Origin of the sequence: Escherichia sp. HH41S, from assembly GCF_009820115.1 — a bacterium.
GTDB lineage: Bacteria > Pseudomonadota > Gammaproteobacteria > Enterobacterales > Enterobacteriaceae > Escherichia > Escherichia coli_F.
In genome coordinates this window covers 67,621-88,464 of the sequence record NZ_VNXE01000065.1, presented here as the reverse complement: position 1 = coordinate 88,464, position 20,844 = coordinate 67,621, and the positions used below count along the sequence as shown (strand labels likewise).

Below are 20,844 nucleotides of genomic sequence, written 5' to 3'. Positions count from 1 at the left end.
TTCCTGTTGCATATTGCCTAACCCCATCTGTCTTCATGAAAATCATCATCCGTTTTTCCTCCCCAGCGGATATACCGGTAACGTCTTCCCAGCGTCATCAGCGCCCTGACTGTACTGTCTATGCTGTAACGGGCATCCATTTCTTCCTGTCCCCGCTGCACCATCGCCTGCGCACATTCCGGCACATCCAGAAATGAAGTCAGGGCATTTTCCCAGGCAGCCCGGTCATCCGGTGGAAGTAAGGTTCCGTTATATCCGTGATGAATAACCGACGGGATGCCCCCGACCCGGCTGGCCATCACCGGCACCCCACAGACGGTAGCTTCCACAATTGCCGTGCCAAATGCTTCATTCCGGGAAGGCATTACCATGAGGGATGCCCTCCTGTATACCGGTGCCACAGGCGACAATAGTCCGCACATCAGCACGCAATAGCTCATCCCCAGATAGTTGATTTTCGCTTTCAGACGCGCTTCTTCTTCCCTGCATCCGCCGCCCACAATCAGCCAGTAAAAACGTTCCCCCTTCTGCTTCAGGTTGTGAAGCACCTCCAGCATGAAATCATGTCCTTTCTCAGGGCGAATCATCCCCACCTGAACAATGACCGGGGCCGGTGCACGTTTTTTCAGCCAGACGTTAATATGTTCTGGAAGTGGCTCACGGCTCTGCTTCCTGAGTTCAGCGAAGTCCATTCCGGGTGGTACAACCACCACAGATTGCCTGCACATTTTGTGAATCAGACGGGACCGCATCTCCTCAGAAGGCACCACCACAACATCACACATGTGGTTCAGAGAGAACATTTTCATATTCTGTGTCATGTACGTTTTCTGCCGGATAATGACAAAACGTGACGTACCACCGAACAGTATTCGCCGGGTAATGCCGACGATATTGCTGTCATGACCGCTGTGGCAGACCACCATTTCCGGCCTGAATGTCACTATCAGCCGCCGGAGGGCCCGGACAGAAGGTGGATGCAGGCTGTTCCGGAACGGAATGTGAGCCACCGGAATACCATAACGACGCGCTTCTGCCGAAATCCGGCTGTGTTCACGGCAGGCGAGCATCGCTGTGTGTCCCAGTCGCCGCATCGCACACATCTGGGCAATAGCCTGCAGCTCCTGTCCGCCGATATTGGGAGAGGATTCGGTATACAGTATGTTCATCGGTGCTCCCCCTGCTCAGTCCACTGTCAGTCGCGGCCCCTTATACAGGGCCAGTAGTGAAGAAAATCCGGGGGTGGTGTAATAAAATAGACGACGTTTCAGCCATCCCACACTTTCCCGCTCCTTTGTGCTGATACGACCAATACGCAATGAACCACTGACAGGATTGTTCATCCGCCTTTCTGTGGTATACAGGTATGTGAACCCCAGTTCCTGAGCCACACGTATATAGTCAGGGCTGTACCAGCCTTCCGGCCAGCACAGATGCTGACTGCAGTACCCCAACGCTTCCTTCATTCGTTCACGACTGAGAAGAATATCAGCATGAAGCAACGTCTGTGGATTGCGGATATCCGCCATGCAGTCCCAGCGTCGGTGTGTGTGCGTATGAGAGTGAAATTCAACAAGACCACTGAGGCTCATTTCCCGGACTTCTGACCAGCGAAGCATGACATCATCAGCCCGACCCCGTTCAATCAGTCTCTGACTCTCATCATGAGAGTACTCCCGGGTGTCTGCAGAAATCCGAACAGGACCATCACCGAGCAGGCCAGTCACCAGAAAAAAATGTGCATGCAGGTTAAACTCCTGCAGTACCGGAAAAACCTGCAGCCAGTTATCCAGCCAGCCGTCATCGAAGGTAAGCATGACGCTTTTACGGGGTAGCGTTTCGCCACGATAAAACGCCTCTACTTCAGCAGTGGTAACTGTTTTCCAGCCGGATTCGGCAAGCCATTTCATCTGTCCCCGAAAGGTCCCGGGAGACAATGTGATCAACCCGGGCTTATTGCTGACGTGGTGATACATTAATACCGGCAAACACCTAACATCAGTCACATGTCTTACGTTCAAAATGTAGCCCCCATACTATTTCATATTTGAAATAGTCAAATAAAATCCCCCCCAAAATGTCCCTTCAAAAAACACCCTCAGAGTAGCCTCCACTACCAAGATGTCACTCGATCGGAATTTACTTTTTCCACTACACTGGAAGACTGCAATGCATCCAGTTCTCCTCCTAACCCGATATATTGTCAGCCCAACTGCATCAGCAACTTCACGGGTACTGAAGAATGTTTTCCGGAGAAATTTTTCTGTCCTTACATAACATTAACAATTTAGCCATCAAAATCCTTATCCCATACAAATACCCTCAGTGTCAGCAACCAACTCACATTACTAACATCAACATACATGAAGATTTACCTAGCCTCATTTCCACCCATCGTTTTTTGAAATTATTTTGTAAAACAAAAAGAATCTCTTAGACATTTGTGCACAAACAAGATACCCATGCACAATAAGCAAAAAAAACCATGCGCAATTAGCTAAGTTTTTTTGCTTATTGTGCATAGAATCTCGAGCTTCATTTAAAGCAAGCTGGTTCTAAAGGTTATTCATGCTTAAAGAAATGATAGTGAATTCAATTATTCAACACATAGAAGATAACCTTGAAAATTATTTCATTACTATTGATAATCTTGTGGATTACTCCGGCTATAGTCGACGTTATTTACAGATTACATTCAAAGAATACATGGGGATCCCCATAGGGAAATACATAAGAGTACGGAGAGCCAGTCGAGCAGCTGCTCTTCTAAGACTTACTAAGCTTTCTATAATTGATATATCAGAACGTCTTTTCTATGACTCTCAACAGACATTTACAAGAGAGTTTAAGAAGATAATGGGATATACACCAAGACAATACAGATGTAATTCTTTTTGGTCCTTTGAAAATCTGCTTGGGCGGAGAGATGTTAACCGAATCTATCCCACACCAACTTTATGTTACCTTAAGAGAAAAGAAGTTTTCGGAAAAATTTTTGACCATAAAGAACTCATCCTATATACAGGGGTAGATACCAGAGCTCGCTGGGGAAGAGCGTACAGCCATTTCATTAATAATGATACTATAACTGTTTCAAACATGATTCCTTTTAATAACAATGACAATATCATTGCACGGACTGTTATTTGGACAGAAAAGGAATCATCCGATTGCAGCATAATAATTGATGATGGTTTATACGCGCACTTCCAATTTACAGTCCCCATGGAACAATATATACATTGTTTATATAATATATATTATAATTCATTGCCCATATACAACTTAAATAAAAGAGACGCTTATGATATTGAGATTATCTCCAAAAATGAAAATGGGACATTAACCTGCCAATATTATCTTCCCGTTTTCGATGAATGTACGATTCATGTTAATAAATAGTTTGCTTATATAAATTTTATTTGCCTACAAAACAAGCTTGCGTTCAATCTGCCTCAGAACCGGATACAGTGCCGATTTGTAGAAGGCACCGTAATAATTGTCCCATCCCCTGTTCGTCGCATTGAACATGTGTGCTAGGTTACCCAGAGCTTTGTCACTGCGCAGTTGCAGGTTCCAGCTCCGCACTTTCTGGCGGTTCTAGCACTGATTGCTGGACTGGAGTTGACGGAGGTCTAGCCATAACGATTCTTCGACACACGCGACTTGAACGTAAAGTCTAGGAAGTCAGAGCTCGTTTCCGGGTAGTCTCCCCGTCGCTCAGCATCCTTACAGTAGACCACACGGATCTTATGTGGATGCAACTCCAGTCCACACTGTGCATAACGCTGATCCATCAGCGCCTGAGCCTGCGCATGGCTGTGACAGCGGCACACTGCATCGTCGGCATACCGTTCAAACGGTACTTTTCCATGGTGTCGAGGCATCCACATGTCGGGGTATAGTGTAGAAACAGATTGGCCAGCAACGGCTGGCTTCCCTTCGCCATGTAACGGGCTTGTCCCACCGCGGACTACTACGGAAGTTCCGCCAGCCAGCGTGTAGGAATCACAGATGAGTTCCAGCAGTCGCTGGTTATCCTTTTCTCCGGCAGATACAGGGTTATGGAGCCAGAATAATAAACCTGATACTTTCATGATTCTATGAGATGCCATGCAATCTGTTCCGCTCAGCTGTGAGCGTGCTCGTTAATTGTCGGCGTCTGACTACCATTACTGACAGCAACTTCCTGTGAACATCAGGTTAGGGACGGATATATTTTCACCACTCAGAATGCTGGTTAATAACTTTTGCCATCTGTTGCAGGGCTGGTCGGTCTTAGGCAGATAGCCATTTGCGCGGGCAAAATCTCGGGCCTGTCGGGGATTGATAACAACCACATCGAAACCTTCAGGCTGAAGATAGCCAACCACACCGGACTCAAGCCCCCCCCGGTGGCATCCATCAGGATCAGTTGAGTTTCATTTTGCTTTAACTCTTTGAGTATCTGATTAAAACCACCATTTTCATTTGGCACAGTGAATGGCTTGGCAATACTGCTGATTGCAATATCCAGAGTGCTTTTCGAAACATCAATGCTTGCACAATGTTGATTTGACACGCTCATCTCCCTCCTTGCAAATACATTTTGGACTGCTTTAAACATGAAAAAATGGCGTTCAATCCTTGAGTGGTGCGGGTTTGCGGAGTTTCCATAGATTCTTGGTCGTTCAAAAAATATCCCAAAATGCTTTTTTTACGCTTTATTCTGGACTTTTTTGATCGCATTTTGGCGTGTTTTTAACATTCTTTGCGTGTATTTGATTTGCTTTAAGTTTACTGAAAAAGATCGTTTTGTATTTTGTGTTAGGTATTTCCCTGCCGGATTTTTGGTGTTGTTTACAAAGTACGCACTTTTCTATTTTCACCTTGAGGAAATGATTATAACCTATTGATGAAGCTAGTTTTCTCTTGGAAGCACGCATTGTTGCCGCAGGAAAACCCAAAAAGGTTGCACTGACCGTTTGCATCAGAAAACTACTGACCATCCTGAACGCAATGCTGAAAAATAATGAAGCATGGAATCCGTTGTATCACCAACATGCTTCGTAATCGGGATCGAAAGATGGTTGCTATGCTCAAACTATAGGGCCGATTTGCCTACGGGCTCGGAGATACTCCAATTCATTTAGCCGCATGTTCACTATTGCTGGGTAAGATTACAGGGCCTCTTTATGCCGACATTAGCCATTCGAGACACTCAATCAAAGGAGAGAGAACAGCTTGAACAACTTTCTCGAAAATCTCGGGGACTTATTGCATTTATGTATATTTGAATTATCATTAATTGGTGTTTTTGATTGTTTGACTTGCTGGGTGAATGTAACATATTGTTTATTGTGTTGTATAAATTATGTTGCAGAGATTGGGAGGGTTATGACTAAACCCTAATATTGATGGACTATGGGGATTCCCACTAACTGGAGAATTAATATGATCAAAGAAAAAACAGTGCTTTTCATCTTGGAATGGATAGAGAAGAATTTAGAACAGCGTATAACGATCGACGATATAACACGCTTGTCAGGATATAGCCGTCGCTACATACAGCTCCTATTTAAAAAATTTACAGGTAAATCAATGGGGGATTATATTCGGCGAAGAAGGCTTTGCCGGGCAGCTATATTGGTCAGACTAACGTCTATGAGCATGATTGATATTGCAACGCTTCTATTCTTTGATTCTCAACAATCTTTTAGCAGAGAGTTTAAGAAACTTTTTGGCTGTTCTCCTCGCCAGTATCGTGAACGAGATTACTGGGATTTGAGCGGCATTTGTCCTCCATGGTTGGATTCAGCCGTAACGTTGCCGCAATGGGGTCTGGTTAATATGGATGAAATAAGACTTAAAGGAAATTTTTTTGAGTATACAGACAATCTTTTAGGAGAGTTCGATAAAAACGGAATCAGGTATAACCACATATTAAAGCACCTACGATATTATAAAAGAGATATTTATTGTTTGTCTTCTGTTTGTCCTTCTACAAAAAATACCGATTCAATAAATGTTAAAACATTCATTGGAATACCAACTGAAGAGTTCATATCTGAACAGAACGAGTCTGTGCTGGTATCAAATCGTGGACTTTATGTTTTTTTTCATTATAGTGGCCTCTGGAAAACTTACAAGAGTTTAGTTCAACGAGTGTATTTTGAAATACTGCCTGCAAATGGTCTAGCCAAGACACGCTCCTATGATATAGAATTATTTCATTCAATCAATATAAATTTTGAAGAAAATGAAAGTATTTCATGTGATCACTATATTCCAGTAAAAAAAATAGATAGAAAAGAACATGATGTTTGTATTTGATTATTTTACTCAAATACGGTTCCGGGAAGAACGATCACTTATTAATAGCCTCTTCGTCGGTCATTGTTGACTTAGGCATGAGATCCAAGGCTTGTGCCAAGTTATTGACCTTATGTTTCACCAGCTGGATAAGTTTCTCGAACACGAAAACATTTTCGCCATTTACTTTATAGCTCACTCCGGAGATGCCGTCTATTGAGCGAAACCTATTCTTAAAAAATTGTGTAACTCATCCATACAAAAAACTATCAGCGAGCACGTCACTGCTCAGTAAGCGCCCCGAGAAGTACGTAGCGTAAGGATTATTTTACAGTTGAGCAGTTCCATGGCAGCAGTTCATGCACACGGTTCGACGGCCAGTCATTTTCTGACGGGGGACAGGTGTCAGGTGAATCAGTGACTGACGATGCATCTTCCAGAAGATTTCTGGCTGTGTTCAGCCGGTTTTCCAGATCCGACAGTCGTTTTTCTGCCTGTCGGATCTGATTTTCAAGCTTATGACGCTTTTTCTCTGAACTCTGGCCGAACAACATGCGACGCAACCTGTCGAGTTGCGCTTTCAGCCGTTCAATTTCCTGCTCATAGCCCGCGACCTGACAGGCATACTGGCGAAGCCGACTCTGTTGCTTACGCAACATGGCTTTAAGCAGCTCAATATCGTCGGGGAGTTCATTGTTCATTCCTTTGTTTTATCACGGGTTATATCCGGATGCCAGGCCGCTCTGTCCGTTTGGGATGTTGCCACGCTATCCCCTCCAGTAGCATGGATAACTGAGCTGGCGTCAGGTGCACTTTCCCTTCCCGGGTCACTGGCCAGACGAAGCGGCCCCGTTCCAGGCGTTTGGCGAACAGGCATAACCCGTCACGATCGGCCCACAGTATTTTCACCATTTTGCCACTGCGGCCCCGGAAGACGAAGATATGCCCGGAGAACGGGTCATCTTTCAGCGTATTCTGCACCTTCGAAGCCAGGCCGTTGAAGCCACAACGCATATCTGTGATGCCAGCGATGATCCAGATTTTGGTACCGGTCGGCAGCGTTATCATCGGATACCCCCTTTCATTTCGCGAATGAGCACCCTAAGAAGTTCCGGAGTGAGGGGGGCAAACAGTTTTACCACACCTGATTTAAGATGCAGCTCACACTGTGGTGAGTCTACGGTAGTGTCATTCTGGCTTTCATCAGACTTGTTTCGCCAGAAAGGATTTGTCACCGGTTTGACGGGGTCAGGAGTCTCAGTGATTGCCACCGGAACGGCCTGACATTCCTGGAGATCCTCATCATTCAGTAAGCCCTCTTCATACTGTCTTTTCCAGTTAAACAACAGATTGTCATTAATATTGTGCTCTCTGGCGATCCGTGCAACGACTTGCACCAGGCTGTAATGCCTGTTTTACCAGCCTGATTTTAAATTCACGACTGTAGGAGGTTCGTCGTTCTTTTCGCCGTATGCTTTCGCTGATTTGAGGATCATCAGGTGATTGCTTCTTTCTGTTGGCATAAAGTATGGCATCAAGTTGGGTGACTGAAAGTGATTCAGGTAATGGCCAGGTAATACCGGAGGCATTAAATCGTTGAAAGAGATTATGAATGGTGGAATGACTGAGGCCTAACTGCAGGGCGATAGCCCGGACAGATAATTGCTCGTCGAATCTTAGACGTAATGCGTCTGGCAAATAAGAGCGAAAGCCGGTGATATCTTTTGTTGTCTGAGAATTCATCGTTCGTGTCCATCAATATAGATGGATGCGATTGTTGCCAGACAGGACAACCATCACAAGACGTCACAGACGGAGCGCTTACACTGCTCATACCGTATTCCTCGCTAATCACTCAATCTCAACTTCATACTGGTCTAAAGTGATGTCCATCATAGCACCAGGTATTTCTGGCAACTAACAGGTTGTATTACTCCATAATCATTGGGAGATATGCCTTCTGCCGCCATCTTAAAGGACAATTTACTCTTTGCCATAATGGATAAACACTCAGGCTTTTTGGTTTCGCGCATCCAGTGCGTCACACTTTTACCGGCCCCATAGCAATTACCATGACTAGGGCAACCAGCCATGATGAATGTTGAGTTCTGAATATAGTCCCCCTCTCTTTTTAAATACAGATGCCTGAACTGGCTCATTGTGTAATTTGCATGTCCTCATCCCACTAAGTGGATTCCCTAAAACCAACCGAGCCCAACATAAATAACGTGCAATCATCAGCATCGCACATTTTGCAATTGTGCCCTGACCAAGCCGCTCGCGAATTTTGAGAAAACAGGGAGAAAACAAAGAGAAAACAAAGAGAAAACGAAAAGTTATCATCTGAAACATTTGCACCAATCGGAAATCAGGCGAAGCCTGACTGCACGTAAAGGTCTGGCAGGGAACTTTAGGGATGAGGACATGCAGCTGTGCTTTTTCACCTGGTCCTTCTCTGTTGAAAATGGCCTCCAGCCGGTAATCCCGGCTTTGACCTCTCACCAGCTTTCCGGGTAACAGGGCCAGCTCAACCAGACATCGAGGACTTCGGTGTCACTAACGGCCGCAGCATAAATCCCGGCGTCCGGAAAGGAATAGACTGGCAGGCTTGAGCCGGGTGACACGCCGTTATCCGTGAGGGCACCAACCACCTGGTACGGCCCACGAAGCAAATCGCCCATGTAATCATCCGATCGGATGGCATTGCGGGATGCCGCCATCTCAACAAATTCTGATAACGTATGGCGTGCTGGATAGCCCCGAAATACCTCGTATGAGGGCGAAACACATTCTCCGCTACAGGACAGCGCCCAGAATCCGGACAATTGCTCTTGTCGAAGCCCACTGGCATGCGCAATAACCTGAGTTGTAAACTGGTCGAACATGTTCATACAATAGCCCCTGTAGGCTTCAAGCAGACAACACCGCTTGCAGCAAAGTCAAAGTTGGCGTTTTGTCGTTCTTTCTCAATTAATGTTCATCCCACGGAGACATATCTGGAAGTATATCGACAATACGGAATTTTCCATGATAGCGATATCTACAGCCTCCTTGTGTCCATACTGTTACGACAAATCCCCCACCCTGATTGTCTTCGGGGATCAGGCGGTCTGTTTGTTCGGCAACCATGTGAACGACAAAAGGAGCATCGCTACCGTCTTCGAATAGCACCTCAAGGGCGTCCCGGCCTTCCAGGCGACCTCGGCTGATGATGACATATTCTGCTCCGCGCATTTCTTTCAACAAATGCTTTGCAGAGTCAGGCACAAGCAACCTAGCGGCGCCAGCGTTCCACGAGAGATATACATATCCGGCTCGTGCATTTTCTGACTTCCAGTAGTCAGTCTCCTTTAACGCCTGACCTTCATTTTTAATAAAAAACATAAAAGCTCCATTTTCAAATTTTCAAGTGTCTGTTTAGCAGCCCATCCTGCGGCCCATTGCGGTAAGGATAATCATTTTACCAGTTCTGACGAAACGACTTTGTTGCCTGGAGACAATAAATTCTCTAATACTGAATTTATGCTTAGCTATCCAATGGTCATTTAGTCATGCTTTTATTGGTTAAATTTCACGTAACCACCCTTCCACATTTTTTAACTTAACGGATTGATATTTCAATAAAATAATGATAAACAGCTTTAACAGCAAAGGGGGATTTAAATGGAGTGGAGATTTTTAGGTTCGATATCCGAGGCCAGAAAGTCTGGCTGTAGTGGCGTTTACCTTATCGTCCATCAAGGGGCTTTCAATCGTGTTGTTTATGTTGGAGTGAGTAATAATGTAGGAAGAAGGATAAATGAACATTATGAAGGTTACATGAGAGGAAATAGAACAATTTACAATGCAGGTCACAATGATGACGTCTATCGTTTTATGTCAGCCTACAAAATTCGAAACCATATAAATCACTATAAATCATTGGCGAATAATTATGAGATATGGGGTTCAACCACACTGCATTTTGATTCACCTAAAAATATTTTATCTAAACATCAGACTTTTGATGCCACATGGAAGAGTATTGCATTCGAAAAGTATATCCCACAACTGGTCGTGTGGGCTCTTCCGATGGCCGACTACTCCTATTCCAATGCAACGGATATTGAAAGTGTTATCCAGTCGAAACTCATTAAATCTTTCTATTTAAGAGGATTTTTTAATGTTAAAAACATAAGCATCCTGGGTAAGATTGATAAGCCTTTTCTGGAAAGAACAAAGCACTTTATTGTTGATACTCCTGATTTAGATGAGGCTTCAAAAATTATTTTTAATCATTTGGATTCTACATCAATAGATGAATCGTTTGAGAAAGAATTCCATTTACAGTTCAAGCATGAAATTTTTTTGAGAGAAAAAGAAACACAAAAAAAACAAGCTAAAATAGCTCGAAAAATTTTACTCCATAATAATTATGGTGCTCCCTGGACTTTAGAGGAAATGGAGAAACTAAGAGTCATGCTGGTTGATTTTAATCTGTCACCAAAAGAAATGTCTAATTATCTCGGTAGGGACCCTCGGTCTATTTCTAAAAGAATAACCGAAAATGACAAAATAACTAATTTTAAATGGCGAGAAGGCATCGTATGGTTGTGATAATGCAAACTGATGAAATAATCTGTTCTGGCAACTATTTTCAGAGCAAAGAATAATTCTGTGGCCCTTGAGGCAACGATTCTTTTCTATCCTCACAGGACGTCAGGCACACTTTTTTAAGACGGTGGTTATACAAGCCAATCCGGGAAATTTCCTGAAGATATTCTCTCTCTTGTACCGTTAACGACTTACCTTCCTGTGAAGCTTCAATCATCTCTTGCCAGTATAGCAATTGTTCGAAATTGACGTGCTCACTGGAGTCGAAGCAATGCTGTCTGAAGTAACGTAAAAATAGCGGTAATTCTTCAGTCTGGGCAATATCGTAGGCTTTCACCGTGAGCTTACATAAACAGACTATGGTTGCCTGCTGCATTCTGAGCAGGGCATTCCTACTTTGAGGTAATGTGTCGGGCAGTTTCATATAACAGTCGGAAAGGCGCTGGAGAAGAGGTCCTGGTTCCGCAGGTGCGCGGCCCTGATATACCTTCAGCTGCTCAGCACCAAGATCCTGCATCAAAGGATGGTAGAGCCATTCTCGTGACTCAATTTCATCAGTGATTATCTTCTCAATACATTCGCTGTATGTACCGTCGCGCCTGCCCAGCTGAACCTGACTGAGTTCGTACTCGATATCAGGAAGATCGATACGCAATGCAGCAACCATTTCTGAAGAATGTAGATGGTCGAACGTCAGCTTCCCAACCACGCTGCGGTCTATATCAAGAAATACGGCTATGCAGAGGTCGTTAACCTTTACAAATAAATCTGCCGTGGCGCCGAACATGCTTCCGCTTCCGCTTACCTCATCAAGTGGTACCGCTCCGCCGTCGTAACCAGCCAGTAGATGCGGGAAACCAAGAAGATGTTTTTCCCGTATAACTTCAATAATTTTGCCCCGAATCGCCTCCATCAGGCCGTCACAATCACCGAGGAGATCGGTACTGTGACTATAGTGCCAAAGTTTGACCTCTCCCTGCCTGGCGATCAAATCAGTACGGCACCCGGGGCAAATGCAGTTGCATGCACTTCCCCTGCTGACTTCCGAGATGTCCAGGTATCGCCCTGTTTCGCGATGAAGTCCGAAAGGAATCCCATAGGTATAGTTTTTTCGCATGTCATCCCCCACAGAATACAGAACCCCACTATATCGGACGATGGCAACATGACTTTTCGATATGAAGCTTTTTTTACCTGATTATTTGGGTTGATTTATTACAGTGGCGGGGTTGATTAATGAAGTTATGGTAATTTTTCGTTGGTAAAAAGTTACTTTTCCGATTGCCAGTATTTCTTCCTTCGTGGAACCTTATCAACCCGGAAGGTATCGAAGCTGTGCTCTGGAGTGCTATGCCTCTCTTACACAACAGCTTAAAATGGACCTCAAAATCACGAATGTCTAACGTTATTTACCATGTACCGCTTGGCTCTCTTTATGTACCAGTCTTTTTGATTTCGCTGGATGTTAACTGTATCTGGGCACACAGATGTGACACCGGAACACAAAAACAATCCGTTATCACAGGAAGTTAACAACTTTGGCCACTTTCCCAGTTGTCAGACATCAAAAGCCATCTGATAACAGATGTAGGCGGTCTCCCGTTAATGCTACTAAGTCCCGGCCAGATTCATGAAAACCCGTTTGCAAAACATATTCTGGACGACTTTGGTTTTGAGCGACTAAGAAATCACTTCTGCATTATCAGACCGAATTGCGTTATAGGCGTAACAGTACCTTTATCCAGCTTCTGACTGAGTATCCAAGTTCTCCGCATTTAATTAAAGGTGATGAATGGAGGAGTTAAATATAATAAAGGTTTAATTTTACTACTGACGTTTTCGTAAGTATATTGTTTAAAATAACGTCAGTATAAGGATTGCCGGAAATTTCATTTTACTGACGGACCAGAGTCCATACACTGGCGGGAACCTTATCGTAAAGTTTTTTCATTGTCAGCTCAGCTTTTCGATGGTCATATGCACCTGAAATTTCTACTGATGCTATACCAGCATTCTTCTCACAGAGCCTTTCGAATACCTTTTCCAGTGTGTCGAATGAAGAGCACTTACGAAATTTCATCAAATATGCCTGTTTAGTTTCGGACATGGTCAACCTTAATTTATTTCCATCGAAAGTTCGATATCTCAATATTATGTGGATTTGTTCATGGAATCTAATTAATTTAACTAATTGACGCGTAACACCGGCTCGTTGACGAACTGATCTTTTTTATCGTTGCGTGGAACCTGTTCATAAGCAGGTTCCGCAATGTTAAAATATCTGTAAATAAAAACAGTGTTTTCAGGTAGCCACAATGAACATCCAGCCAGTAACCAGAGAGTATGCAGACAACGATCTCCATCAACAATTGTCCACGGTTAAAGTTAATGACAAGCAGCTGACGCGCCTAATCCGCTATTTTTCTCACCTGAAATACCACACAGCTAAAACGTATCTCCATTGGCTGCATGCATGGAATGATTGGTATCACGCAAATGTAGGAAAGAAGGGAAACGCAGATTGGCCTGCCAGCTCTCTCCCGGTGACTGAAATCCCGCTGCTGGCCTATTTAGACCATCTTCAGAAGTCACTCTCTCGAAGCAGTATTAAAGGATGCCTGCATGCACTGAACAGCATCCAAAGGAAAGCTCTCGACCAGCCTGGGATCATAACATCTGAAGTCAGGTATATTCTTGCGGCGCTCGAACAGGATGAAGCCCGAAAGCAGAAAGTTACCCGCCAGGCAACGCCATTCATGCTGACAGATCTAAAAGCATTGATTAAAGCACACAGTACGACGCAGTCGGTTCGCAAACTCCGCGACCTTTGCATGGTCTGGACTGGCTTTGAAACACTGCTACGCTCAGCAGAACTCCGTCGCATTCGAATGGAGGACCTTGTTTTTAATGAACAAACAGGCAGTTTTACACTTACGGTCTATCGCACTAAAACTGAAATCAATACTCTGCTTACCTATCATCTGTCCCCCAACCTCACAGCCACACTGAGAAGGTTGATGGGTATGGTCAAAAAGGATCAATACAGCCATCCTAAGGACTATCTCTTTCAGGCCGTTAATATTCAGGATAACGGATATATGCCTCCTGAATGGGGGTTAAGAAGCCAGGGCAACGAGATCAATACGCTGCTGAGAAACCACAACATGCCCTATCTGCCAGCCAGAACCCCGCTCGGGGAAAATGGCGAGCCCATTCCCGTCGAGGATGAAGGTATGATTAGTAAGAACACGCTCCTACGGGCCTTTAAAGGGTTTTGGGAAGAGCTTCATCCGCAGGAAACAGGCACCCGATGCTGGACCGGTCACAGCGTTCGCGTAGGCGGTGCCATCGAACTTGCTCATGCCGGGTACACGCTCTTGCAGATCATGGAGATGGGTAACTGGAGTAATGTGGAGATGGTTTCCCGCTATATCCGTAACATTGAAGCTGGTAAAAAAGCTATGACGCAGTTCATGCGAGGGGCGCTTGATGAGTAGCGCCCTTAAGGGCGCCGCTCATTTTTACTTCTTACGGAAAGGATTAAAGCGGTTGAGCTCCTGATTGGCGCCTTTCGGCGGCAACATTCCTTTGCGATTAAATTTATACACCCCGTTTAGCTTCATCGTTTGCACAGCAAGGTTAAAAAGAGCCACCAGCTTAAGGGTATACAGAAACGTGAAATCCGGTGCCATTAGTATAAAAATAAGGAGCAAAGCAGCACACGTCACCCGTAGCCACGCTGCATACTCCATACTCAGCGGGCGCTTAAAATAATGGATTTCCAGTAATTCTACAGTCTTGTTACTGATCCACACCGCTGCCAGTGAGAGTAACAACACGATGCACACCATAATGCCCAGTTCCATGATCATCACTCCCGGTAGTTTTGATATTTTGTGTTTCTGATTTGTTCGCTTTGGCTTTGTTTTTCGCCTTCTTTTTGGGTTTGATATGATGGAACAGGAAACAATCCACCAGCACCCAGCCATTGACGTACCGGGCCAGCAGAAATTTCTGTCCCGGGTAATGAGCATGAAAAAGCATTTTCACATAGGCGGTATTCATGATCTGTTGTTTACGCTTCAGCTCTTCTTCAGGCATCTCAAATTCCTGAATAAACGGCGATGACAACCGATGGCGCAGCATACGAATTGCGCTGGCATTTTCATCGTGTTTCGCCAATCTGCCAAAACGTACAAGCGCCTTATGCGACACCTGGACTGGTCCCAGATGGGAATCGACTAGTTCATATTGCCAGAAATATCGCAAATCCACTTTCACCCAACTGATGCTGTCTTCCTGTGCGCATTTCATGATGGTTCCCGACATCGGGACCATGGTCAGTTTGGTCAGACGCGTGTGAATATAATCAGCCAGGGTCCTGAGGGACTCTGGTACATTATTGTTCAGCAAAAGCTGCTGGAGAGCCGGAGTCGGCGTCTGCCAGCTCAGGTTTCGACCGTCAGGTAGAAATTCAAAGTTTTGATCCGCTGGCGCCGATTTTGAGTTGTTTTCCTTCCGCATGAGAAAATAATGGCCACACAGTAACTCAGCCCGTACCTGATCCTCTTCCGGATCATGCCTAGCCTTACTAAGGTCAACTGTCAACACAACACGGTTTATTGCATCCTCGTGGTATTTTTTCACCCAGACACAGACACGATAAAGCCTCTCATCGAGCTTCTGGCTGGTCGTGGAGATCCATTGCATGCATTACTCCTCAGTTCTTACTCATAATGAAAATGCCAAGATCCGCACCGGGTACAAGCTCTGTGTAGCTATGGCTGATCCTCCGTTCATTCGACGGTGCTTCATCCGACGGAGGCTCCCAGTTTTGGAGCCTTTTAAATGATGGCTTTTGCCCAACGCCAAAAATGGGCAGTGAGGCTTTCACCACCCTGTAATCTGTCTCGGCATATTTATTATTTCTACGCTCCGTGTCTTCAGCGCGGTATGTGAACAGATGGGCAATCGGAACCGGAAAAGTATTGGTCCGGCAAAGGCGGTAGGCCTCCCCGTCTTTCAGTACCTTTGTATCCAGTAATGACATCGCCCTGTCGATGTTCGCAATTACTGTCAGGTCGGCTGTCGCTGGCGATTTGAGCGCAGCTGCACGACGCCTATCCAGCATCTCGATGAGCTCACTGGCGCTGGTTTTGACCTGATTCCGGTTTAGCCGCCAGGCAAAAGTAACTTTTTTGAGCTGTGTCCCAACAAACATAATTTTACGAGTGGAATGCACAGCCACCAGGCCGGGAAGTTTACGGTGAACTTCCTTAAAACGGATGTGTTTCTGATCATTCACCCTTTTCATTGCTGAGGCAAAGTCACTTTTGGCATCGTTAATGTCGCGAATAATCCCGCTCAGTAGTTCGCCCCCCTCAGGAACAATAATCAGCCCAGGGTATTTGGTCGTTACTTTCGTAGAAAGCCTACTGAGTAGATCAACGTCATCGATGCAAAAATCCTGAAAAACACGGATGATGTCGTCCACGGAAGCATCTGAGATAGTATTCACCTCGATTGTGTTCACCTTTTTCAGCCGCTCTTCGTGGCGCGTCACGCTCCCCACAGTCATCAGCTCGGCCATTACTGGCTGATGGTCATTCAGAAAAGCTCTGAGCTGGTCAATTCGCTCCAGAATCCGATCACGATAGAAGGGTAAATCTTCAATGGTCATTCATCACTCCGGTTTCAGTAAAACAGCGCAATACCGTTACATCTTCAGCCACTTCTGAAGATGCAATATGAAGACGGTAGTTGTACCTTTCCAACACCTTCCGAAACTCATCTGAATTGCCGGTAGAATAAAGAGGCAGAGGTTCAGCTTGCTGAACGTCATGCCGGAAACAACGATTACGGTCGGCCAAAAGACCAAAATTGACAGGCTTGTGTTGCAGATTGAAGTGCTGCCATTCCAGCGGTACTCCGAACTTCACCCACCAGCCCAGACCAATCAGTTCATTTCGGATGCTCTGCGCATTGCCTAAATCCGATACTGTAACATCCGGGATAGTACCCTTCCCTTCAACCAGCAAATGCATCGCGTTCTTAAAATCAGGCATGACGACTCTTCCTGGCTTGCTTCAGAATGCTACGGTTCGAACGCAAGCTGTGACGAAAATGCAGATTGCGACGTTCAGCCGAACTAAGCCATATCTTGATGAGTTCATTCGAATACGAAACCGGCATTTCCCCGAGACCTGACCTTACGTTTTCACGGACATTCAACGAACAGAAGGTGGCGCCACTCACCACGGCGTCAAACTTTGCGTTCATGTTCGCGTCCGTTAATATCAGAAATCTGGTTATCCGGGGACAGGAACAAAGGCTGATAATACAGGCGCCACGGATAGTGTACCGTAAGGCCATCCGTACCAATCCGGTTCAGCCGGTAGCGGCCGTTCATACGATCAACAGACCAGATGCCGGGAACTACAGGACGACTCCAGCGCCAAACAGGTAAACCTCCGAGCTGAAGGGTATTCACCAGCCCTTTATCCAACTCGGTCACGCGTACCTTCAACAAGAAGCATAACCACGGAGAGCACCAGATAAACAGCCAGACAGGGGGGAGGACAACCTTGTTTAGCAAATGGCCTGTCATCAGCATCGCAGACAACAGCATAAAACTGATGATCATCCAGAAAACCATCCATCCTAACCAGGCTCGTGTTTCGCAAAGTCTCCATTCCAGCAGGTAAAGTCGCTTTTTCATCCAGAACCTCCGGAGCTCAGTGAATCACTGAGGTGTGATGCATCAAAATAGTTGTGCGTGGGAAGATTTCGTTTCGCCACAGCTCTTGCGCCGACGTCCATCCATGGAGAATTCCGTTGCCACATTGAGAATTGAACGCCATTACCTCATCATTTAGCTGGTAGACAAGCCTTTCAGGCATATCAAGGTACTCAGGCAGAGAAAGCAGTACGCCGTGGATCATTTCGCTGGCCAGCCTGGATAACGTCTCTTCTTCGTCGAGATTTTCTGTCGGCATTGCAGAGAGCGGGATAGAGAAACAGCAGAGCTCCATACCCACAGCGTCATAACCAACTTCAAACCCCTCATCATTGAGCACAAAGCGGAAGATGGCCTCTGGTACCTGATCCAACTCGGGCATCGGTACCTCTGGCACTTCTACACCGGAAAAATACTTTTCGGTCCAGTTACTGAAAGGACTGGTGAACACCCAACAGAGCAGCGGCAACGCAATGTCCATTTTGAGTACTCGTTTCGTGCCAGACGCTCCCGAAGAATGAAGATTACTTTTCATGTTCTACCTGTAGATTGCTTTATTTACAGCTATTTAAACACATCCCGGAATTTCCCCAATAGGTTGGAAAACACTAAAACTCACAGATGCTGGTCCCCTTCTGTTTTAGCCGGTGCTCAAGATAGATGCAGGCCAGATCGAGAGGTTGATTTTCTTCGAGGCATGCCCGAACGAGATCTTCAGTGGAAACAGATTCCAGTCCCCGGTTTTCAAGAATTTCTTTCGCCGTCATCAGCGCCCGGGAGGCACTTCGGCTTAACTGAATTTTCACCTGAGAACTGCTTTCACACAGGGCATCAGCTGGTACGGTCTGTGAATCGGTATTATGCATAGGGGTATCACTCCATATCAGGGATCGAATGAAAATTGACTGCAATAGACTTCTCTGGTTCATCGTTTTCCACAGTACTTAGCCAGGTTCGGGCAGCGAGTTGTTGCTCACAGAGAAGCAGGTAGCCTTCGCCCATTAGATGCTTTTGTCCCAATGCATGCAGGAGATCCCCGGAATATGGCCCCAGAGCAGTTTGGGTATAAAACAACGCGCCAGCTGGAACTGTTTTCGACAACTTGCTAATTAATACGGTCTTCTCGTCCTCATTTTCGGGTAACACGAGAATTATCCTGAACCCCTTGCTAACGTGTGATTTCAGACCTGCAACCAGCGACCGAAACCTGAGTGCATAAATGACCATCCTGAATCGGGTCATTAACAGCGTTGTAGCGGCAAAAATAACGACAACTGAGCCGAGTTTGGAGCGGTAGAACCACCAGTTCAGGCCACCGGCCACGATCAGAACCACCAGTAGCACAATGCTTCCATAAAAAAATGCAGCCGGGAAACGGGTTCTTTTTCCTTCGAGGAACGCCGACGCCATTATTACGCCCGTGATGCAGTACACAATCCAGTCATAGAACGATTCAGTCATCATTAGGTACTAATGTCTCGTTTTGGTTTTAAATCGGACGCCTTGCTTTATAAAGCCCTCAGCAATCGTGTCCCATACAGCCATCGACTTCGCTAAAATTGTCACAATTCTCCGTTGTCACGAAGCGTTCCCCACGGTCTAAACGGCGCTGTAAATCGGACTTCACTTCAGCCGACGGTTTGAGAAAAAGATACTCCAGCTGTGTGTCACTACCCGAAGAAAGCAGCAGTTCAATACTGAAATCAACATGCCGATATGTGAACTGGCTTTGTTCGTGAGAAAAGATCGAATTCACAGGGATATTGCTCAGACTTGTGGTGGTAGGCATATTCACTCCTTTGTTTAAAACAGTATACAAATCTCTATCGGTCCATTTTTCGGATAAGAGACCTATTTTCGCGAAACTAGAACAAAGGACGTAAAATTTATTTATGTAGACTCCAACTCATCGACTGATTTCGGCTGGAAATGGAAACACAGGGCAGAAAAATCATAATAACAGGAGCAAAAAATGAAGCAGCAGGAAGGTAGTTATTTAGGATGGCGGCTGATGTGGATGGTAATGGAGGGATTATGTGAAACTGTGCTCGTAGAGTAATACCGACAATCATTTCAGAAATTTATTACTTTGAGGAAAATCGGAATAAACACAAGCTTTGACAAATGCACAAAAAAAGGCACGGATAACCGTGCCTTTTGGGATGTAAAAAATGAAGATATATAAATCAATCTTCAGCACTCATGCTGCAACAGAGATTTTAACCTCTGAAGCAGGAATGAGTTCACGTAAATTGGTGAACACTTCATAAATTAGATCCTGACGGTCATGGATTTTAATCCGACCACCAGCCAATTCAGACACATTCACCCCCTAGTAAAGTTCAGTAACAACCTCACCATCTAGATCAAGGACGCGAACACAAGCAACCATATGAAAGTAGGATTTTGCAGCATATCTTTCATAAATATCAATAATTGATTCGTTATTGCGGCGTAAAACGACCTTCCCAGACGGCAGGGTTGTTTCATCCATATAACAATCGGTTAATTGGTCTTCGAAATCATCCTCTTGAAGTGAAATATGCAGACTCAGTTCGTCGGAAATTCGACGTGAATATGAATAATCACTAAATGTATAAGCGGCCATGGATATATCACTGAAAGTGCGATAAGCCTCATAAAGCCGGGATGTTATTTCATCTGATACATAGTTGATAAGCCCTATAAAATGCGTATTCCAGAATAGTTCCAGTGCAAAACGGGCTATTAAAACCTGTCCATCAACTTCCATCAGTCTTTTGTACTCTTCACGATCATAGCCACCAGGCTGTGTGCTATCCGCAGAAAGACTCAAGACATCACTACAGACATCATCGTATTCAATGCGGCTGGTCGCGTAGTGTTTTCCAGCGATATCCAGATACTGACCGGAAACCTGGTCGAATACCTCAAGAAAATAAGCCAATCGCTTCTTGAGGGTATTCGCCTCCAGGCCATCCAGTTGGGTATCATTAAGAGTATCCACGTAATGGTCCACAGAATGTCTTAACTCACTGGCTGATATACTGCACGAAAATGAAACCTCGTCGCCCTGACAGTGTGAGACATTGATAATCATTTGTGTCTCATCAAAATCAATGCCAATGCCTGCCAGTACTGCACGAACGTAGTTTTGGTTATCAGTATAATTAGTCATTTTCACTTCCTCAGGAATATTGAAAGGAAGTGCCCCAGAGGGGAGCAACTTCCCCAGTGGGTGGATT

24 protein-coding genes and 4 pseudogenes are annotated in these 20,844 nt (G+C 45.2%); 5 read left to right on the top strand and 23 right to left on the bottom strand.

The window, feature by feature from the left end; genetic code table 11:
* Positions 1 to 17: 17 nt before the first annotated feature.
* Both FQZ95_RS13610 and FQZ95_RS13605 read right to left on the bottom strand, forming a co-directional pair.
* Positions 18 to 1,169 (bottom strand): glycosyltransferase family 4 protein, encoded by a 1,152-nt coding sequence (locus FQZ95_RS13610; RefSeq protein WP_097311305.1) that lies wholly within the window; start codon positions 1,167 to 1,169, stop codon positions 18 to 20.
* Between the two features lie 15 nt (positions 1,170 to 1,184).
* Positions 1,185 to 1,976 carry a polysaccharide deacetylase family protein gene (locus FQZ95_RS13605; protein ID WP_202384144.1) on the bottom strand — a complete coding sequence of 264 codons (792 nt, stop codon included), beginning with the start codon at positions 1,974 to 1,976 and terminating at the stop codon, positions 1,185 to 1,187.
* A gap of 592 nt (positions 1,977 to 2,568) precedes the next feature.
* Between FQZ95_RS13605 and FQZ95_RS13600 the strand changes: the two genes are divergently transcribed.
* Complete coding sequence (locus tag FQZ95_RS13600) at positions 2,569 to 3,402, top strand: helix-turn-helix domain-containing protein (RefSeq protein WP_097311307.1); 834 nt, start codon at positions 2,569 to 2,571, stop codon at positions 3,400 to 3,402.
* Positions 3,403 to 3,426: 24 nt separating this feature from the next.
* Here the strand turns inward: FQZ95_RS13600 and FQZ95_RS26435 are convergent, their stop codons facing one another.
* The 3 genes and pseudogenes from FQZ95_RS26435 to FQZ95_RS26990 all read right to left on the bottom strand — a co-directional run bounded on the left by FQZ95_RS26435 (position 3,427) and on the right by FQZ95_RS26990 (position 4,970).
* Positions 3,427 to 3,588: a group II intron maturase-specific domain-containing protein gene (locus FQZ95_RS26435; protein WP_244578136.1), complete on the bottom strand. Its 162-nt coding sequence runs from the start codon at positions 3,586 to 3,588 to the stop codon at positions 3,427 to 3,429.
* A gap of 525 nt (positions 3,589 to 4,113) precedes the next feature.
* Positions 4,114 to 4,567: pseudogene (locus tag FQZ95_RS13585) on the bottom strand (IS110 family transposase); the annotation flags it as partial.
* Between the two features lie 136 nt (positions 4,568 to 4,703).
* Positions 4,704 to 4,970 (bottom strand): hypothetical protein, encoded by a 267-nt coding sequence (locus FQZ95_RS26990; RefSeq protein WP_157916971.1) that lies wholly within the window; start codon positions 4,968 to 4,970, stop codon positions 4,704 to 4,706.
* Between FQZ95_RS26990 and FQZ95_RS26430 the strand changes: the two are divergent.
* Positions 4,924 to 5,052 (top strand): annotated as a pseudogene (locus FQZ95_RS26430) (IS110 family transposase); the annotation flags it as partial. The gene FQZ95_RS26990 and the pseudogene FQZ95_RS26430 sit on opposite strands and share 47 nt — an antisense overlap.
* A 381-nt stretch (positions 5,053 to 5,433) precedes the next feature.
* Complete coding sequence (locus FQZ95_RS13575) at positions 5,434 to 6,312, top strand: helix-turn-helix domain-containing protein (RefSeq protein ID WP_160530294.1); 879 nt, start codon at positions 5,434 to 5,436, stop codon at positions 6,310 to 6,312.
* 362 nt (positions 6,313 to 6,674) lie between these two features.
* Here the strand turns inward: FQZ95_RS13575 and FQZ95_RS13570 are convergent.
* The 5 genes and pseudogenes from FQZ95_RS13570 to FQZ95_RS13550 form a co-directional block, all read right to left on the bottom strand.
* Positions 6,675 to 6,992, bottom strand: a pseudogene (locus FQZ95_RS13570) (IS66 family transposase); the annotation flags it as partial.
* Positions 6,993 to 7,011: 19 nt separating this feature from the next.
* The gene (tnpB, locus tag FQZ95_RS13565) at positions 7,012 to 7,359 is read right to left on the bottom strand and encodes an IS66 family insertion sequence element accessory protein TnpB (RefSeq protein ID WP_000631709.1); all 348 of its coding nucleotides are present in this window, start codon (positions 7,357 to 7,359) and stop codon (positions 7,012 to 7,014) included.
* A pseudogene (gene tnpA / locus FQZ95_RS13560) lies at positions 7,356 to 8,034 on the bottom strand (IS66-like element accessory protein TnpA). Before tnpA ends, tnpB begins: the two are co-directional and overlap by 4 nt.
* Before the next feature lie 755 nt (positions 8,035 to 8,789).
* Positions 8,790 to 9,182, bottom strand: a complete 393-nt coding sequence (locus FQZ95_RS13555; protein ID WP_097311310.1) for a hypothetical protein — start codon at positions 9,180 to 9,182, stop codon at positions 8,790 to 8,792.
* A gap of 79 nt (positions 9,183 to 9,261) precedes the next feature.
* On the bottom strand, positions 9,262 to 9,675 hold the full coding sequence (locus FQZ95_RS13550) for a hypothetical protein (RefSeq protein ID WP_097311311.1): 414 nt from the start codon (positions 9,673 to 9,675) through the stop codon (positions 9,262 to 9,264).
* A gap of 279 nt (positions 9,676 to 9,954) precedes the next feature.
* Here FQZ95_RS13550 and FQZ95_RS13545 point away from each other — a divergent pair, with 279 nt between their 5' ends.
* A complete protein-coding gene (locus FQZ95_RS13545) occupies positions 9,955 to 10,887 on the top strand; it encodes a GIY-YIG nuclease family protein (RefSeq protein WP_097509724.1) in 933 nt (310 codons plus the stop codon).
* 40 nt (positions 10,888 to 10,927) lie between these two features.
* Here FQZ95_RS13545 and FQZ95_RS13540 read toward each other — a convergent pair whose 3' ends face one another.
* Both FQZ95_RS13540 and FQZ95_RS13535 read right to left on the bottom strand, forming a co-directional pair.
* Complete coding sequence (locus FQZ95_RS13540; protein ID WP_097311312.1) at positions 10,928 to 12,001, bottom strand: competence protein CoiA family protein; 1,074 nt, start codon at positions 11,999 to 12,001, stop codon at positions 10,928 to 10,930.
* A 777-nt stretch (positions 12,002 to 12,778) separates the two neighbouring features.
* Positions 12,779 to 12,991, bottom strand: coding sequence for an Hha/YmoA family nucleoid-associated regulatory protein (locus FQZ95_RS13535; protein WP_097311313.1), 213 nt, complete (start codon positions 12,989 to 12,991; stop codon positions 12,779 to 12,781).
* A 208-nt stretch (positions 12,992 to 13,199) separates the two neighbouring features.
* Here FQZ95_RS13535 and FQZ95_RS13530 point away from each other — a divergent pair, with 208 nt between their 5' ends.
* Complete coding sequence (locus tag FQZ95_RS13530) at positions 13,200 to 14,381, top strand: tyrosine-type recombinase/integrase (RefSeq protein ID WP_097509725.1); 1,182 nt, start codon at positions 13,200 to 13,202, stop codon at positions 14,379 to 14,381.
* 24 nt (positions 14,382 to 14,405) lie between these two features.
* On the opposite strand, the gene FQZ95_RS13525 is transcribed toward FQZ95_RS13530, so the two are convergent.
* The 11 genes from FQZ95_RS13525 to FQZ95_RS13480 all read right to left on the bottom strand — a co-directional run bounded on the left by FQZ95_RS13525 (position 14,406) and on the right by FQZ95_RS13480 (position 20,777).
* On the bottom strand, positions 14,406 to 14,750 hold the full coding sequence (locus tag FQZ95_RS13525; RefSeq protein WP_097311315.1) for a hypothetical protein: 345 nt from the start codon (positions 14,748 to 14,750) through the stop codon (positions 14,406 to 14,408).
* A complete protein-coding gene (locus tag FQZ95_RS13520; RefSeq protein ID WP_097311316.1) occupies positions 14,686 to 15,594 on the bottom strand; it encodes a hypothetical protein in 909 nt (302 codons plus the stop codon). The genes FQZ95_RS13525 and FQZ95_RS13520 overlap by 65 nt, the downstream gene beginning before the upstream one ends.
* A gap of 10 nt (positions 15,595 to 15,604) precedes the next feature.
* Complete coding sequence (locus FQZ95_RS13515) at positions 15,605 to 16,564, bottom strand: DNA replication terminus site-binding protein (protein WP_097311317.1); 960 nt, start codon at positions 16,562 to 16,564, stop codon at positions 15,605 to 15,607.
* Positions 16,554 to 16,949 (bottom strand): hypothetical protein, encoded by a 396-nt coding sequence (locus FQZ95_RS13510; protein WP_237428001.1) that lies wholly within the window; start codon positions 16,947 to 16,949, stop codon positions 16,554 to 16,556. Before FQZ95_RS13510 ends, FQZ95_RS13515 begins: the two co-directional genes overlap by 11 nt.
* A 197-nt stretch (positions 16,950 to 17,146) precedes the next feature.
* Positions 17,147 to 17,602 carry a hypothetical protein gene (locus FQZ95_RS13505; protein WP_097311319.1) on the bottom strand — a complete coding sequence of 152 codons (456 nt, stop codon included), beginning with the start codon at positions 17,600 to 17,602 and terminating at the stop codon, positions 17,147 to 17,149.
* A 16-nt stretch (positions 17,603 to 17,618) separates the two neighbouring features.
* A complete protein-coding gene (locus tag FQZ95_RS13500; RefSeq protein WP_097311320.1) occupies positions 17,619 to 18,155 on the bottom strand; it encodes a hypothetical protein in 537 nt (178 codons plus the stop codon).
* A 73-nt stretch (positions 18,156 to 18,228) separates the two neighbouring features.
* A complete protein-coding gene (locus tag FQZ95_RS13495) occupies positions 18,229 to 18,486 on the bottom strand; it encodes a hypothetical protein (RefSeq protein WP_097311321.1) in 258 nt (85 codons plus the stop codon).
* A gap of 7 nt (positions 18,487 to 18,493) precedes the next feature.
* A complete protein-coding gene (locus tag FQZ95_RS13490; RefSeq protein WP_237427999.1) occupies positions 18,494 to 19,030 on the bottom strand; it encodes a hypothetical protein in 537 nt (178 codons plus the stop codon).
* 109 nt (positions 19,031 to 19,139) lie between these two features.
* Positions 19,140 to 19,409 carry a hypothetical protein gene (locus FQZ95_RS13485; protein ID WP_097311323.1) on the bottom strand — a complete coding sequence of 90 codons (270 nt, stop codon included), beginning with the start codon at positions 19,407 to 19,409 and terminating at the stop codon, positions 19,140 to 19,142.
* A 411-nt stretch (positions 19,410 to 19,820) separates the two neighbouring features.
* Complete coding sequence (locus FQZ95_RS26720) at positions 19,821 to 19,943, bottom strand: hypothetical protein (protein WP_272917207.1); 123 nt, start codon at positions 19,941 to 19,943, stop codon at positions 19,821 to 19,823.
* Between the two features lie 9 nt (positions 19,944 to 19,952).
* Positions 19,953 to 20,777, bottom strand: a complete 825-nt coding sequence (locus FQZ95_RS13480) for a hypothetical protein (RefSeq protein ID WP_237427997.1) — start codon at positions 20,775 to 20,777, stop codon at positions 19,953 to 19,955.
* Positions 20,778 to 20,844 lie beyond the last annotated feature (67 nt).

What these genes read in the sequence shown, in the direction of transcription:
- FQZ95_RS13610 (WP_097311305.1), bottom strand. Translation starts at nt 1,169, where the DNA reads ATGAACATACTGTATACCGAATCCTCTCCCAATATCGGCGGACAGGAG.
- FQZ95_RS13605 (WP_202384144.1), bottom strand. Translation starts at nt 1,976, where the DNA reads ATGTATCACCACGTCAGCAATAAGCCCGGGTTGATCACATTGTCTCCC.
- FQZ95_RS13600 (WP_097311307.1), top strand. Translation starts at nt 2,569, where the DNA reads ATGCTTAAAGAAATGATAGTGAATTCAATTATTCAACACATAGAAGAT.
- FQZ95_RS26990 (WP_157916971.1), bottom strand. Translation starts at nt 4,970, where the DNA reads ATGCAAACGGTCAGTGCAACCTTTTTGGGTTTTCCTGCGGCAACAATG.
- FQZ95_RS13575 (WP_160530294.1), top strand. Translation starts at nt 5,434, where the DNA reads ATGATCAAAGAAAAAACAGTGCTTTTCATCTTGGAATGGATAGAGAAG.
- tnpB (WP_000631709.1), bottom strand. Translation starts at nt 7,359, where the DNA reads ATGATAACGCTGCCGACCGGTACCAAAATCTGGATCATCGCTGGCATC.
- FQZ95_RS13555 (WP_097311310.1), bottom strand. Translation starts at nt 9,182, where the DNA reads ATGAACATGTTCGACCAGTTTACAACTCAGGTTATTGCGCATGCCAGT.
- FQZ95_RS13550 (WP_097311311.1), bottom strand. Translation starts at nt 9,675, where the DNA reads ATGTTTTTTATTAAAAATGAAGGTCAGGCGTTAAAGGAGACTGACTAC.
- FQZ95_RS13545 (WP_097509724.1), top strand. Translation starts at nt 9,955, where the DNA reads ATGGAGTGGAGATTTTTAGGTTCGATATCCGAGGCCAGAAAGTCTGGC.
- FQZ95_RS13540 (WP_097311312.1), bottom strand. Translation starts at nt 12,001, where the DNA reads ATGCGAAAAAACTATACCTATGGGATTCCTTTCGGACTTCATCGCGAA.
- FQZ95_RS13535 (WP_097311313.1), bottom strand. Translation starts at nt 12,991, where the DNA reads ATGTCCGAAACTAAACAGGCATATTTGATGAAATTTCGTAAGTGCTCT.
- FQZ95_RS13530 (WP_097509725.1), top strand. Translation starts at nt 13,200, where the DNA reads ATGAACATCCAGCCAGTAACCAGAGAGTATGCAGACAACGATCTCCAT.
- FQZ95_RS13525 (WP_097311315.1), bottom strand. Translation starts at nt 14,750, where the DNA reads ATGGAACTGGGCATTATGGTGTGCATCGTGTTGTTACTCTCACTGGCA.
- FQZ95_RS13520 (WP_097311316.1), bottom strand. Translation starts at nt 15,594, where the DNA reads ATGCAATGGATCTCCACGACCAGCCAGAAGCTCGATGAGAGGCTTTAT.
- FQZ95_RS13515 (WP_097311317.1), bottom strand. Translation starts at nt 16,564, where the DNA reads ATGACCATTGAAGATTTACCCTTCTATCGTGATCGGATTCTGGAGCGA.
- FQZ95_RS13510 (WP_237428001.1), bottom strand. Translation starts at nt 16,949, where the DNA reads ATGCCTGATTTTAAGAACGCGATGCATTTGCTGGTTGAAGGGAAGGGT.
- FQZ95_RS13505 (WP_097311319.1), bottom strand. Translation starts at nt 17,602, where the DNA reads ATGAAAAAGCGACTTTACCTGCTGGAATGGAGACTTTGCGAAACACGA.
- FQZ95_RS13500 (WP_097311320.1), bottom strand. Translation starts at nt 18,155, where the DNA reads ATGAAAAGTAATCTTCATTCTTCGGGAGCGTCTGGCACGAAACGAGTA.
- FQZ95_RS13495 (WP_097311321.1), bottom strand. Translation starts at nt 18,486, where the DNA reads ATGCATAATACCGATTCACAGACCGTACCAGCTGATGCCCTGTGTGAA.
- FQZ95_RS13490 (WP_237427999.1), bottom strand. Translation starts at nt 19,030, where the DNA reads ATGGCGTCGGCGTTCCTCGAAGGAAAAAGAACCCGTTTCCCGGCTGCA.
- FQZ95_RS13485 (WP_097311323.1), bottom strand. Translation starts at nt 19,409, where the DNA reads ATGCCTACCACCACAAGTCTGAGCAATATCCCTGTGAATTCGATCTTT.
- FQZ95_RS13480 (WP_237427997.1), bottom strand. Translation starts at nt 20,777, where the DNA reads ATGACTAATTATACTGATAACCAAAACTACGTTCGTGCAGTACTGGCA.